Here is a 13,538-nt window from a genome sequence, read left to right as displayed (position 1 = left end):
GTCCTTCCGGGGAGGGCTTTGATCTATCTTCCCTTGCTGCCGGCGTCTTTACCGTTTTCCGCTTTGTGGAATTTAGATTCTGCTTTATGAAAAGTGTAAGGAAGGTTGGGTGGGGTAGTCAAGGGGAGGCGCCGGCAGGAGACTGGTAGGAGGAAAGCCCGCCCGATACTAATGGACTGGAGCGATCGTGACCGGTGGCCGTCTGCGTCTTCTGGCCTGGCTCCTGGCCCTGGCCGGATTCCTTACTGCTTGCACGCAGGGGGCGGGCCTGGAGCAGTCTCCGACCGCTTCGCCAGCGGCAGCAACCTCGCCAGCGGCAACCACCACGGCCGGTACTGCAGGCTCCCCGCCCGGCGCGGCCGACACTGCCCTCGCTCCGCCGCAGGCAACCATCCCTGCGGCGGATCCTGCCTGGACGGTGGCCCCCACACCTGCGCCCGCTCCCGCCCCGGCGCCCCAGCCGTTCGCCCTCGATCTGTACCGGGAGGGGGACTTCGTTCCCCAGTACACCTTCGACTGGTGCGTGGCGGCCAGCATCCAGATGGCACACAACCTGATTGACGACACCGGCGGCGGCACCTGGGCTGACCGGACGCAGCAGAATGAGCTGTGGGAGATGGCCCGCGCCCGCTCCTCCGACTCTTTCAACGGTGCCAACCCCTTCGGCTGGGCGCAGGTGCTGACGGAGGCGGGAATGGGGCCGTACGCTGTCGTGAGCATCCCGGGCTATGAAGAAGCACTCCGGACGGCCGCCCGTGCCATCACGGAGACGGGCCGGCCGGTGGGCCTGGTGATGTGGAGCGGCCGCCACGCCTGGGTGATGAGTGGATTCGAATCGGTGGGCGATCCCCGCCAGTTCCCGGATTCTTCCGTGACCGGCATCCGCGTCCTCGACCCGCTCTACCCCTATGGGAGCGGTCAGTGGGGCCCATCGCCGGCGCCCAATGCACTGCTCACGCCGGAGCAATTGGCCATACAGTTCGTGGTCCGCGAGCCGCGGCGCTGGAGCAGTGGCCTGGCGGCCGGCTACCTGCTGGTGCTTCCCACCGCTGCCCGGAGTTAGCGTCACTCCAGGAGTTCTTACAGCTCGAAGCCGCAGCTTCAGCCCCATCATTGCTGGGTACTTTCCTGGTATTCAGTGACCAGCGCTGTGCAGTGACCCAGTTCTTCGCCCACCCGAATGGAGTTCCGGCATGATCATCCCCAACGTCGCAGACGGCGTTCACCTGATAACGCACGCCAACGTCAACTGCTACCTGATCGAGGACCACCACGGCGTGACCCTGGTGGATGCAGGCCTGCCCAGCATGTGGCCCATGCTCACGCAGCTCCTCGAGGAACGGAACCGGCGGCCGCAGGACATTAAAGCCCTGGTCCTCACCCACGGCCACTTCGACCACGTCGGGTTTGCGCTGCGCGCCCACAAACAGTGGGGGATCCCGGTGCTCGTCCACGCGAAGGACGCCCGCCTGGCGGCCCACCCCTACCGCTACAAGCCGCAGCGCAACCGCTTCCTCTATCCCTTCACCCACCCCAGGTCCCTGCCCAGGCTCGGCAGCATGGCAGCGGCCGGTGCCTTGGCCGTCAAAGGTGTTTCCGATACCCAGCCGCTGGGCACCGGCGTGGCTGACGCACTCACCGGCCGTCCCGGCGTCGTCCATACCCCCGGCCACACGGACGGGCACTGCATCCTGCACCTGCCGGACCGCGGCGTCCTCCTGACCGGCGATGCCCTGGTGACGCTGGACCCCTACACCGGGAAGACCGGCCCGCAGATCGTGGCGTCCGCCGCCACCAAGGACACTGGGCAGGCGCTGGCATCGCTGGACGCCATTGCCGCTACTGGAGCCACCACGCTACTGCCCGGGCACGGCGAGCCCTGGAAAGCTGGTGCGGAAGAGGCGGTGCGGGAGGCACTGAGGATCGGTGCCCACTAAGGAAACGCACGCAGGTCCCCGGCACGAAGAAGTGTGCCGGGGACCTGCGTGTCAGCGAAAGAGGCTAGTGCGTCAGGTCCTTGCCCTTGGTCTCGGGAATGGTGAACACGAAGGCCGCGCTGATCACCAGCAGCAGCACGGCGTACACATTGAATACCTGCGGCGCACCCAGTGAGGAGCCCAGCCACTGCTGCAGGTACGGTGCGGTGCCGCCGAACACTGCCACGCAGATGGAGTAGGGGACGCCCACGCCCACGGTGCGGATCGAGGTGGGGAACAGCTCGGCGTACACGGCGGGGACAATGGCGGCGCTCGCGGCCACGAAGACCAGCATTACGGACATGCTCACGGCCAGCTGCCAAGCGGAGTCCTTCAGCAGCCACGTCATGGGGAAGTGCAGCACCGCTGAGCCGATGGCGCCGGCCCACAGCACCTTCTTGCGGCCGATGCGGTCAGAGAGCTTTCCCCACACCGGCAGGGCGGCGATGAAGACAATGTTGGCGATCACGCCTGCCCACAGCGCCTCGCCCCGGTCGATCTTCAGGGCGGTAGTGGCGTAGCTTGGCGCCACCACACCCCAGATGTAGTAGATCACCGTGAGGCCCACCGTCAGCCCGATCACCTGCATGGCCTGCTTGCGGTAGCGGACGATCTGCGGCCAGATCGGGGCCCGCTTTGCGGTGCCGGCCTCGCCTTGGAACGCCTCGGTTTCGTGCAGGCGCGAGCGCATGATGAGCGCGTACAGGCCCATGGCCGCGCCGATCAGGAACGGCACGCGCCAGCCCCACGCGTTCATCGCCTCCGTGCTCAGCGCCATGTTCAGGACGGCGCCCAGGAGCGTGCCGAAAAGAATGCCTACGGTGCCGGACGTGTAGATCAGGGTGGCCCAGAAGCCGCGGTGCTCCTTGGGTGCCATCTCCGAGAGGTACGTTTGCGACGACGGCAGCTCGCCGCCGTGGGCCAGGCCCTGTACCAGCCGGGCCACCAGGAGCAGCAGTGAGGCGAAAGCGCCCACGCTGGCGAAGGTAGGGGCGACGCCGATCATCAGGCTGCCCAGCGAGGCGAGGCCGACGGCGAAGGTCATCGACGTCTTCCGGCCCACCCGGTCGCCGATCCAGCCGAAGAGGAAGCCGCCGAAGGGCCGGGCCACGAAGCCGACGGCGAAGATCGCCAGGGTGGACAGCACCGCCGACGCCGGGTCCTCCTTGCTGAACAGCTGGCTGGCGATGAACGGGGTAAATGTGGCGTAGATGGCCCAGTCGTACCACTCAACGGCGTTGCCGATGCCGGTGCCGACGATGGTCTTGGCGGTGGACATGCGCCCCGCCCGGGGCTTGCTTACTGCAACGGACATGGTCTTCTTCCTGGTCGGTTGGTCTGTGGGAGTGGGCAGCGGCGCTGCTGCCGGGGTGGGGAGGTTGCTAGTTGTGGAAGGGCTTGGTTCAGGATGCGTTGGAAAGGGCGGCCAGCCGCGAGATGGCGAGTTCCGCGTAGAGTGCGGCCCCGTCCGACAGCACGGCGTCGTCAAATGTTGCGTACGGTGAGTGGTTGAACGGCGAGGCGTCCGGGTCGCCGCCCGGGGCCACGGCGCTGAGCCCGACGAACGTGCCTGGTACCTCGGCCAGCACGCGGGAGAAGTCCTCCGATCCGCTGAGCGGGGTGGCCCAGCGTGCGAGGCGGCGCTCGCCGAACAGCTCCGTGATTACCTTTTCGGCGGTGTGTGTTTCGTCCTCGTTGGTGATGGTGAGGGGGTATTCCTGCAGGTAGTCGACGGCGACTTCCACCCCATGTGCGGCAGCGATCCCCTTGAGCAGGCGGGGCACGGCGTCCATCATCTTCAGGCGCGACGCTTCCGAAAAAGTCCGGATTGTTGCCTCGATGCGGGCCGACTCCGGGATGATGTTCCGTTTGGTCCCGGCGTGCAGCACGCCGACGGACAGGACCACGGGGTCGAACATGTTGAACTGGCGGGTCACCATCACCTGGAGGGCTGTCACCATTTCCGCGGCCACCGTGACGGGATCCTTGGCGGAGTGCGGTGCCGAGCCATGGCCGCCGGCGCCGAGCACCGTGACTTCAAGCCCGTCCGAGGCGCTGAGCATGACGCCCGGCTTGGTGCAAAAGGTGCCGTGCGGCTCCAGGGAGGAGAACACGTGCATGCCGTATGCGGCCTGGACGCGGCGTCCGGCTGCGTCCAGGACGCCCTCGCGGAGCATGTAACCGGCGCCGTCGCAGCCTTCCTCGCCCGGCTGGAACATGAGGACGACGTCGCCCTGCAGTTGGTGCCTTTTCTCAGCCAGGAGGGTGGCGGCTCCGGCGAGCATGGAGGTGTGCAGGTCGTGGCCGCACGCGTGCATGGCGCCGTCAGCCCGGGAAGTGAACTCCACTCCGGTCTTTTCCTGGACGGGCAGCCCGTCCATGTCGGCGCGGAGGAGGACGGCGGGCCGGGCATGGCTCTCTTCGCCCGGCTGGCCGGAGTCCCGTTGCCCGGCGCCGCGTTGCCCCGCGCCCAGGTTTCCGCCGCGCAGAACCGCGGTGACCGACGTCGTCTCTTTGCCCAGCGTGATCTCGAAGGGGAGCCCGTCCAGTGCTTCGAGGACCTTCTCCTGGGTGCGCGGGAGGTGGAGCCCGATTTCCGGCTGCCGGTGAAAGTCATGGCGCAGGCGGACCAGGTCATCCTGCAGGTCTTTGGCGTCGTCGGTAATGGGCACGTGGCACTCCTTGGCAATAGGCATCAGGGCTTGGGGACTATTCTGAAGTGGCGTGGTTCACATCCGGAAAAAGCGCAGGAATTATTCTGCAACGGCATGCTGGCGGCAGGATTCATGCAATGTAAGGGAGGTTTCGGTGGAGCTCAGCGAGGATGATCTTGCCTTGATCCAGGTACTGCAGGCCTCGCCGCGGCTTGGCTGGGCTGATGCTGCGAAAGTGCTGGACGTGCATGCAACAACCCTTGCGGCACGCTGGGACCGTTTGACCTCGCACGGCGCAGCGTGGGTGACTGCGCACCTGGCGGGGGACCCGAAGCAGATGCTCCTGGCCTATGTGGCCGTTGACTGCGAGATGAACCGGCGGGACAGCGTCACAGCACAACTTGCCGCCGTACCCGAGATAGTCACCGTGGAGGAAGCGGCCAGCAACCGGGACCTCATGCTGACCGTCATCACCCGTTCATTGGAGGAATTTAGCGAAAAGGTGGTTTCACAGCTGAAAACCATCGAGGGGCTGACCAAATACCAGGTGGCCCTGTGCACCCGCCTCCACAGCAGCGGCGACGACTGGCGCCTCAATGTCCTGAGCCGTTCCCAGTTGGCCACTCTCCGGACGCTTGCGCCCCAGGCCAGCCAGGAATCCGGGCTGGCCGCCGGGCAGCTTCCGCAGAGCCACCTCGACCTGCTGCCGTTCCTGTCCCGGGACGGGCGGGCCACTGCGGCCGATATTGCCCGGGCCCTGGGCCGCCATCCCGCCACGGTTCAGCGCCAGTTGAACCGGGTGCTGGCCAGCGGCATCCTGTCCTTCCGTTGCGAAATCGCGCAACGCTATTCATCGTTCCCGGTGACCTGCCAATGGTTCGTGAACGTGCCGGCGGGCCAGCATGAGGCAGCCGCCGCCGGGATCCGCACCATCAGCAATGTACGGTTGAGCGCCTCCACTACCGGACCCACAAATTTTGTGATCATCATGTGGCTGCACACGCTGGCGGACGTCATGTCCGCTGAATTGGCGCTGCAGCAGAAGGTGCCCGGCATCGAAATCGTTGAGAGCGCGGTGATGCTGCGGACGGTCAAGCGGGTGGGCTGGATGCTGAAGGAAGATACGACGGCGAGTGGCGCCGTCGTGCATGCCGGAAACCTTGGTGCCGCAGACTGAAACGGGACGACAAACTGGGAACCAGGGGCACCAACCCCTGGTTCTCCGTTGTGTGGACCTGAAAGGACTATTTGCCGCTGTGCACTTCCACTACGGCGCTCTTCTCCCAAGGGGTCCAGTCCGACCAATGGCCGCCGTGGTTCTCCACCCGGAACGATACGAGTTGGTAGACCTCTTCACCCCGGCGGTCATGGTTGCGGACATCGACAAAGAAGTGAACAGTCCTCGCGTCGTCATGACGGCCAAAATCCTTCGTGAACTGTCGTTTGACGAGCAGGTCATCATTGTGGCCGCGCTCGTCTTCAAAGATCCGCTGGCGGATCTCGACCGTCTTTTCGCCGCAATCCACTGTGATCCTGAAGTCGACGTCGTCGCCGCGTAGATCCTTTGGATCCAGAGGATTGACTGTGCAGCCGTTGCGGCTTGTCTCCGCGTTGGCCGGTGCGGCCATTGCCAGGGAAACCCCGAGCAGACCCAGTGAAACCAGCGGAACCAAGGCCGTCCTTGCCCTGGTTGGCCGGTTTGTTCCAGTGTTGGACATTTCTTGTTGCTCCTCAAAGGGTGTAATTCACCTTTGCGGGCAGCCTTAAGAACCGTCGCGGATAATACGTGTCATGTAAAACCAGTGTGGCGGCCGCTGGCCTGCCCGTCCCATTTCAGACAGCACGCCCGCCGAAGCGAGTGGCTTGGCTCCGGATCCTTCCGCTTAGTGTTGATGCGGTTGTCCGGTCGTTTAATCGTCCGCCCGGACTCAGGGGCGTCATAGGGGAGCGGTTACCCTGCTGGTGGGGATTTTCCAGTAGGTAGGCGAAGCCGCCCTCCTAGTGTCGCGGCCTTGCCGCACACTATTCCCATGACATTTGCGAATGTGGGAACCCTTGGTACCAAGCCCGGGCAGCGCGATGCCCTCGTTGCCATCCTGCTTCGGCCCAAGCCGGGGATGCGGGAGGCGGGTTGCTTGCTCTATGAAGTGGGCATCAACGACGACATGCCGGACACAGTGTTCGTTTCCGAACTCTGGGAATCCGCGGAGGCGCACCAAGCCTCGCTGCAACTCGACAGCACCCGCTCGGCGATCGCTGAGGCCATGCCGCTGCTGTCCGGGGAGATGGGCGGCCATCGGTTCACTGTCCTGGGGTCGCCGCTGCGGTGACTTTCAGTCAAGGCACCTGCTTGACCAGTGCGCTTTCCCATAAAAGTGCGCTTGGTGGAAAAGGGGTGTTCTGCGACGAGTGGAGAGCGCTGATCGGGGTAAGGGACGTCACATGAAACCGTTGCCCGCACTTGAGCTTGTCACCCGACTCGAGGATGCCGAATGGCTTGACCCCCTGGCCAAGAGCGTCAGGAAAGCCGTCAAGAAGGTCATCAAACCCCAGTGGGCCCGCGACATCCTGCATGGCGTCCCCATCGGACACCCCGTGCACCCCCTTGCCGTCCAGGTCCCGATCGGCGCCTGGGTGTCGGCCGGTGTGCTCGATGCGGTTCCAGGCGCTGAAAAAGCGGCCAGGCTGCTGATCGGAGTGGGCACCGCCAGCGTGGTTCCGTCTGCGCTCGCCGGATTAATGGACTGGGCGCAGTTGCACAGCCAACAGCAGAGGGTGGGGCTGGTGCATGCGGCGGCCAACATAACGGCAACGAGCCTTTACATTGCGTCACTTGTCCAAAGGGCCAGGGGCAGCCAGGGCAGCGGCAAGGTGCTTGCCTACCTTGGCCTTGCCACCGTCAGCGCCGGCGGTTTCCTGGGCGGCCACCTTTCCTACCGCCAGGCCGCGGGCGTGAACCACAGCGAGGAAATCCCGCACCGGTTCCCTTCCGGTTGGCATCCGTTGGCGCCGTTGGCGGAACTGCCCGAGGGCGGACTCCACAAGCGCGACGTCGCCGGCATCCCGCTGCTGGTACACCGCGAGGGCGACACCGTTAACGTACTGTCCGACGTCTGCAGCCACCTTTCCGGGCCGCTTCACGAAGGCAAGATCAAGGACGTTGGCGGGGACGCGTGCGTCGTCTGCCCCTGGCACCGGAGCACCTTTTCGCTGCGCACCGGAGAGGTGAAGGCCGGGCCCGCAACTTCCCGGCAGCCCCTTTTCGAGACGCGCGTCAGTGGGGAACTCGTGGAAGTGTGCCTGCCTGGCGCGGACGGGTAGAGAGGCCGTTCGGCCCTACTGGGTGAGGTAGGGCGGCGGAAAACTTGGTTCATGGCGAGGTCCAGTGGAGTGCAACAGTCCGGCCGGTCCCCGCTGCAGGGCACTGGAGAAGCTTGTGCACCTCGATCTCTTCCACGTCTGTGCTCTGCACGTCCCCTTCTTTCCAGCGGTGTGATGTCACGGTGATGCAGGTTTCTAAACCGCGGGAGATTGCCTCCGGCGTAGTGCTCATCACCGCCGGTACCGGGCCTATGGCAGCAAACCTCTACCTTGTCCATTCCGGTCCCGCATGGGTGATGGTTGACTGCGGGTGGGCCGGCAGTGCGGAAACCGTTCGCCGGGCAGTGGAGACGATGCTGGGGCAAGGGAGCGGGCCGGCTGCCATTTTCCTGACGCACATCCACCCGGACCACTCCGGCGCCGCCGGGGCACTGGCGCGCTCTTGGGACATCCCGGTGTACCTCCACCAGGCTGAGCTGCCCATGGCTGCCGGACGCAACATTCCAGAGTTTTCGATGCCACTGGACCGCTGGCTGGTAGCCCCGTTCCTGCGGTCGTTGCCGACCCGTGCCCGCCGGCGCATGGAAGCAGCAGGCGACATCACGGACGTCGTGCAAAGCCTTCCGCCCAGCGGGGAAGTGCCCGGTACACCCGATTGGGTTGCGGTTCCCGCCCCTGGCCACACCCCCGGCCATGTCGCATTTTGGCGCTCCAGGGACGGCGTCCTGCTTACCGGTGATGCGGTGGTCACGGTGAACTTAAACTCGATGCGCGGAGTCCTGCTAGGATCACCCGACCTGTCCGGCCCGCCCAGGTACACCACCTGGAACTGGAAGACCTCCATGGAGACGGTTTCGCGACTGGCTGAGCTGGGTCCCCGATTGCTGGCTCCCGGCCATGGGCAGCCCCTTGCCATGGGGGTTGTTCCCCGGCTTCGGGCTGTGACCGCCAAGGAGCAGGCACAACGGCCAGCACTTCGACGCCGCATCGCAGGATCAGCCGACGCTATCTAGCCAGGACTTCCCGCGCGCGATAGTCGCATTGCTGTCTACCAGGAGGGCCATGGATTCGTGCGTGACGGGTCATGCCGCCCGCAGGGAAGAGCGTCACTCAGACAGGGCGAACGGCGTTGCAAAGAACTCGGCCCAGAGCGGATCGTCCGGTGACAGGTCGTCGAGGTCGATGAACTTGTCGTCGTCCGGTTCCCACAGCGGGAGGTCTTCGGGGCCCGTATCCAGGCACTGGCTGGCATTCAGGGGGCATGGGCCAGCCCGGCCAGTGTGGTGGTTCGGGGTCGGGATATTCGGCTTTGTAGTGCCGGCCGGTGGGTGAGGTCCAGCCGGGTGGATCTTGCTCGGTGGCCGGGTCGGGTGCCCAGCGGCTGTGATGTTTCAGCCGGTGATGTTTGGGGCAGAGTTGTGCCAGGTTGCTGGCCCCGGTGGTTCCGCCGTTTTGCCAGGCGGTGAGGTGGTCGGTTTCGTTGTCGGGGGTGCGGTTGGTGCAGCCGGGGAAGGTGCATTTGGCGTCGCGCATCCGGATCCAGCGTTTGATGGTTTCCGTAAGTCGGTAGTTCTTCCGGCCGATCTCCAGTGGCGCTCCGACCCTCGGATCAACCAGCACCCGGTAGAACGAGCCCGCCCCGTCGGCGACGAGCTTACGTGCCATAGAGGCCGGGATCGGTCCCAAACCGTCCAGCATGGCGGGCTCATCGGTCAGGCCGAGCAGGGAGAACACCGGCACTGTCACCAGGACATCGGCTCTGAGCGTAGGAACCTTCCCAATGCCAGTGGCGATGCCAGCGCCCATGTCTTCGCTGCTTCCGCTACCGGCTGTGGCGGTGTTCCCTGCGCCGAGGAGCAGGGATGCGGCGATGTCGGGGCGGAGTTGGGTGAGGGTGCGGGGTTCGTCGGGGCTTTGGAGGCCGCGGGCGGTGGCGGTGGTGCGGTTCCAGATGGCACAGGCGGTGTCCCCGGGCAGGTAGAGCGAGACCCAGGCCATGCCGTCGCGGTCCGGGGTGTATTCCATCCGCCGGTCAGCCAGACCCTTGGCGTGCCGTTTCTCGATGGATTCGGGGTGGTGCCGTTCCCGCCAGGTACGGACCTTGGAACGGAAGCGGGACGGAATGAGTTCGCCGGGGGCTGCGCCGCGGGCCGGATTCGGCGCATCGGGGTCGAAGAAGTGCGCCACCAGGGCAACTGCACCGGCCGGGTCAAGGCCTGAGGTTTCGTCCGCGATGATCTTCGCGTGCTGCCAAGACAACGCGCCAGCGGATAACGCCTCAAAAGCGATTGGCAAGGCGCAGATCCGCCGCGACTGTTCCAGGAACGCGCCCGCGGCCGCGGAACTGACGGTGAGGACCCCTGCGATCTCCTCCACGGCGGACATCTGGGCATAGGTGCGGTCCTGGACGGAGGCGTCCGGCGGGGTCATGGCCTGCTGGAACCCGACCGCCTCGACGGCATCCCGTGCTTGGCAGGCATTCAGTTGTGCGGCCAGCCGGGACCGAAGTTCCAGCCGTGCCAACCGGATCTCATACCGCCGCTGCAACACGTCAACACCGGCCCCAGCGGCATGCCCGAGGGCCAGAAAAGCATCTTCACGGTCCAGCGCGTCAAGGGCAGCAACAGAGGCATGAACACCCTCTACCGTCGCCGCCCCACCGCTGTCGATTCCCATATCAGCATCATCCAACGAGCCACTGACATTCCAAGGGGCCGCGGCAATCAAAGCGCGGGACACTTGGAGCCTGCCCAGGCAGTCAGCCGACCTCGTGGACCCACGCACCCCCGCGCAGCACCCCAGCAAGCTTCAGGTCCGGGTCAAGTATTAAGACGTCAGCCGGCATTCCGGGACGCAGGTCGCCGGCCTTTGCCGAAAGCCCCAGCACGGACGCGGGGACGGCCGAAGCAGACCTCACCGCATCCCGCAGTGGAACACCCGCGGCTACGGTGGCCCGGACAACGTCCAGCAGCGTTGCGGTACCGCCGGCGATGGCATCCGTACCATCCACCCGCGCTACCCCCTGGCGTACCGTCACCGGCAGCGACCCCAACCGATAGTGTCCGTCGTCCAACCCAGTGGCTGCCATCGCATCGGTAACCAGGGCAATGTTGTCCGCTCCAACCAGGTCGAACACCAGCTTTACTGTTTCGGGTGCGAGATGAACGCCGTCGGCAATGAGTTCAACCACTGCCTTCCCAGCCCTTGCCGCACTGAGGCTGGCCGAGACAGGGCCAGGGGAGCGGTGGTGCAGGGATGGCATCGCGTTGAACAGATGGGTCACAGTGGGCCGGCGCCGCCCGGCGCGGTTCCCGTAAGTACCTAAGCCGGCTGCTGCGCGCTCAAGGAAAGCTGCCGCCGTCGTATGCTCAGCCGCAGTGTGCCCGAGGGATGGGATGACGCCGCCGGCGGTGAGCTGATCAGCCACTTCCAGGGCACCCGGAAGCTCTGCTGCCAGCGTCATGGAGGCCAGGGAGGGTCCCGCGGCCGCCAGCAGTCGCGCCACCAATCCAGGATCAGGTTCGAGCAGCAGTCCAGGATCGTGGGCACCACACTGCTGTCTTGAGAGAAAAGGGCCTTCGAGATGCGAGCCTGCAAGCAGCCCCTGCTTCGTCAGCTCCCTCAACACCTCAAGGCTTCGCACCAGGTCTGCGGGCTTGCCCGTAACCAGGCTGGCCAGAAGGGTGGTGGTGCCGCGGCTGTGCAGGTAGCGGGCGGCACGGGCGGCACCCTCAAGGTCACCTTCCGAGAAATCAGAACCGGAAGCCCCGTGACAGTGCAGGTCCACCAGTCCCGGCACAAGAATCCTGCCGGCCGGGACGTCATGCGGAAGAACCCCCGGGAATCCGGACGCTGGCCCGGCAAAGGTGACCAGGCCGCCGTCGACCGCTACAACTGCGTCGGGAACGTCCATCGTGGCGGAGACAATTCGTCCGCGGAGGACCACCTCGCTGCTCACGGTTCACTCGCCTCCCGCCACGAATTATTCCACGGCCGCCCCACGGGAGGCCCGGAATACTCCGGCGCGGGCTCCCGTCGAAGTTTCCCCCGTGCCGTTATTTCACACTTCGAATGGGAACCTTTACAGTGAAAGTACTAAGCATGCTGTCTATTTCGGAGGTTAACCTGATGCGAAAAGTTTCTGCGCTTGGAGTGGTTGCTGCGGCGATGCTGGCATTGGCCAGCTGCTCGGGAGGGGGAAGCGGTACGGCAAGCCCGTCCAGTTCGGCGACTGCGTCGGCTTCCGCCAGCCAGACCGCTGAGGCCAAGGTGTATTCGGAGGACCAGCTCCGCGACCTCATCTCGGGTATGAAGGATGCCGACGGCAACGAGCTCAAGCTCTACTCAAAGGACCAGGTTGACCAGGGCGGAAACCTCGCCAAACTGCTTATGAGCACGGCAACCATCGACCCTAAGGACTGCAAGGACATTGCCACCGCCGGCCTGCTGGACAAGGTGGAAAACGGTGACGTGGCCGTGGCGCTTTCCGACGGTAACCAGCCGCGCAGCCTCTCTGCCCAGTCCGGCAGCGGCGGCCCGGACGCCGTAAAGACCCTGAGCGACATCAGCGGCAAGATGGACCAGTGCGCCAAGTTCTCAGTCTCCGCGCTGGGGCAGAAATATGACGTCTCCAGCCAGAAGCTGCAGGCGGATACCAACGCGGACAAGACCTTCGCCACCGTCAGCACACGCAGCGGCGACAACCAGCAGAAGCTGATGCAGGTCTCCGCCGCGCAGGGGCGCCTGCTGGTGGTCGCCACCAAGAGCGGCACCGACCTGGGTGACAAGGACCAGAAGGAACTTGAGGGCCTTATCAACGATGTGTTGAAGAAGGCCGACGGCGGGGGCGCAACGTCCAGCCCTTCCTCCACCAGTTCGTCCGGTTCCACGAGCTCGTCCTCGCCGAGCAGCTCGGCCTCGTCCACGGCGTTGTCCACCGCCTCAGCGACGATGTCCTCGGGTAGTGGGGCGTCGTCGTCGGCCTCCCCGACCACCTCGCGGTAGCAGCTACTGCCCTGCGGGATCGGAAAGGGACGGGCCGGGACTTCGCAGTCCCGGCCCGTCCCTTTCCGTGTTTCCGTCGCGGGCCGGCTCGAGACCGTAGGCTGGAGGCCGGGCCGGGGCTATCCGGCTGGGCAAGACCGTTTATGAACAGGCGCATTTTCCGACTCAGCAGTTCCCAGGTGAAAGGCAGGACCATGACCGTTTCGAGCGACGATCCCCAGAACACCGCAGACCTCCGCGGTCCGGGCGACCCGGACGAGGCCCGGAAGGGAGTCAAAAAGGCACCCCAGTCCGGCCAGCATCCGGAACAGCCGGGCGCGGCGAACATCCGGGAGGAACAGCAGGCCCATGCCGCCGGGAGCGTGCCCGCGTCGTACGTTGGCGGCGAGGAAGCGGCGCGGGAGCACAAGCCCGAAGAGGCGCTGGAGGAGCCGGGCACCTGGGACGGCGACGCCTAGCTGTATTACCCACGGACGTTAGGAATGCTCGGCGTGGATAGGTGACAAAAAGAAGACCTCCGAGTGGAGTGGGGCTTGTCTAAGAGTCCGATCCACAAGGAGGTCTTCAATGTCCCATGCTAACG

13 protein-coding genes are annotated in these 13,538 nt (G+C 65.3%); 8 read left to right on the top strand and 5 right to left on the bottom strand.

Features of this window, described 5'->3' with window-relative positions:
• Nucleotides 1-187 precede the first annotated feature (187 nt).
• On the top strand, nucleotides 188-1,063 hold the full coding sequence (locus J7I84_RS07885) for a hypothetical protein (RefSeq protein ID WP_214943025.1): 876 nt from the start codon (nucleotides 188-190) through the stop codon (nucleotides 1,061-1,063).
• Between the two features lie 130 nt (nucleotides 1,064-1,193).
• Complete coding sequence (locus J7I84_RS07880) at nucleotides 1,194-1,937, top strand: MBL fold metallo-hydrolase (RefSeq protein WP_214943022.1); 744 nt, start codon at nucleotides 1,194-1,196, stop codon at nucleotides 1,935-1,937.
• Between the two features lie 64 nt (nucleotides 1,938-2,001).
• On the opposite strand, the gene J7I84_RS07875 is transcribed toward J7I84_RS07880, so the two are convergent.
• Nucleotides 2,002-3,291 (bottom strand): MFS transporter, encoded by a 1,290-nt coding sequence (locus J7I84_RS07875; RefSeq protein ID WP_214943019.1) that lies wholly within the window; start codon nucleotides 3,289-3,291, stop codon nucleotides 2,002-2,004.
• Between the two features lie 88 nt (nucleotides 3,292-3,379).
• Complete coding sequence (locus J7I84_RS07870) at nucleotides 3,380-4,648, bottom strand: M20 family metallopeptidase (protein ID WP_214943017.1); 1,269 nt, start codon at nucleotides 4,646-4,648, stop codon at nucleotides 3,380-3,382.
• 136 nt (nucleotides 4,649-4,784) lie between these two features.
• On the opposite strand from J7I84_RS07870, the gene J7I84_RS07865 reads away from it, so the two are divergent.
• Nucleotides 4,785-5,807 carry an Lrp/AsnC family transcriptional regulator gene (locus tag J7I84_RS07865; protein WP_214943014.1) on the top strand — a complete coding sequence of 341 codons (1,023 nt, stop codon included), beginning with the start codon at nucleotides 4,785-4,787 and terminating at the stop codon, nucleotides 5,805-5,807.
• Between the two features lie 67 nt (nucleotides 5,808-5,874).
• Here the strand turns inward: J7I84_RS07865 and J7I84_RS07860 are convergent, their stop codons facing one another.
• Nucleotides 5,875-6,303 carry a hypothetical protein gene (locus J7I84_RS07860; protein ID WP_214943011.1) on the bottom strand — a complete coding sequence of 143 codons (429 nt, stop codon included), beginning with the start codon at nucleotides 6,301-6,303 and terminating at the stop codon, nucleotides 5,875-5,877.
• Between the two features lie 357 nt (nucleotides 6,304-6,660).
• Here J7I84_RS07860 and J7I84_RS07855 point away from each other — a divergent pair, with 357 nt between their 5' ends.
• From J7I84_RS07855 to J7I84_RS07845, 3 genes are all read left to right on the top strand, one after another.
• The gene (locus tag J7I84_RS07855) at nucleotides 6,661-6,960 is read left to right on the top strand and encodes a putative quinol monooxygenase (protein WP_214943008.1); all 300 of its coding nucleotides are present in this window, start codon (nucleotides 6,661-6,663) and stop codon (nucleotides 6,958-6,960) included.
• 112 nt (nucleotides 6,961-7,072) lie between these two features.
• A complete protein-coding gene (locus J7I84_RS07850) occupies nucleotides 7,073-7,951 on the top strand; it encodes a Rieske 2Fe-2S domain-containing protein (RefSeq protein ID WP_214943005.1) in 879 nt (292 codons plus the stop codon).
• A gap of 185 nt (nucleotides 7,952-8,136) precedes the next feature.
• The gene (locus J7I84_RS07845; RefSeq protein WP_214943002.1) at nucleotides 8,137-8,964 is read left to right on the top strand and encodes an MBL fold metallo-hydrolase; all 828 of its coding nucleotides are present in this window, start codon (nucleotides 8,137-8,139) and stop codon (nucleotides 8,962-8,964) included.
• Nucleotides 8,965-9,061: 97 nt separating this feature from the next.
• Here J7I84_RS07845 and J7I84_RS07840 read toward each other — a convergent pair whose 3' ends face one another.
• Nucleotides 9,062-10,627, bottom strand: coding sequence for an HNH endonuclease signature motif containing protein (locus tag J7I84_RS07840; RefSeq protein WP_214942999.1), 1,566 nt, complete (start codon nucleotides 10,625-10,627; stop codon nucleotides 9,062-9,064).
• Nucleotides 10,628-10,709: 82 nt separating this feature from the next.
• Nucleotides 10,710-11,909, bottom strand: a complete 1,200-nt coding sequence (locus J7I84_RS07835) for an N-acetylglucosamine-6-phosphate deacetylase (RefSeq protein ID WP_214942996.1) — start codon at nucleotides 11,907-11,909, stop codon at nucleotides 10,710-10,712.
• A 170-nt stretch (nucleotides 11,910-12,079) separates the two neighbouring features.
• Between J7I84_RS07835 and J7I84_RS07830 the strand changes: the two genes are divergently transcribed.
• Complete coding sequence (locus J7I84_RS07830) at nucleotides 12,080-12,955, top strand: hypothetical protein (RefSeq protein WP_251046306.1); 876 nt, start codon at nucleotides 12,080-12,082, stop codon at nucleotides 12,953-12,955.
• Nucleotides 12,956-13,149: 194 nt separating this feature from the next.
• Nucleotides 13,150-13,413, top strand: a complete 264-nt coding sequence (locus J7I84_RS07825; protein ID WP_214942993.1) for a hypothetical protein — start codon at nucleotides 13,150-13,152, stop codon at nucleotides 13,411-13,413.
• The last annotated feature ends 125 nt before the right edge of the window (nucleotides 13,414-13,538 follow it).

Source organism: Arthrobacter sp. ISL-85 (assembly GCF_018613675.1).
Classification (GTDB): Bacteria; Actinomycetota; Actinomycetes; order Actinomycetales; family Micrococcaceae; genus Arthrobacter.
Note: the sequence above shows the minus strand (reverse complement) of the source record. Positions and strands in the feature narration are given on the sequence as shown.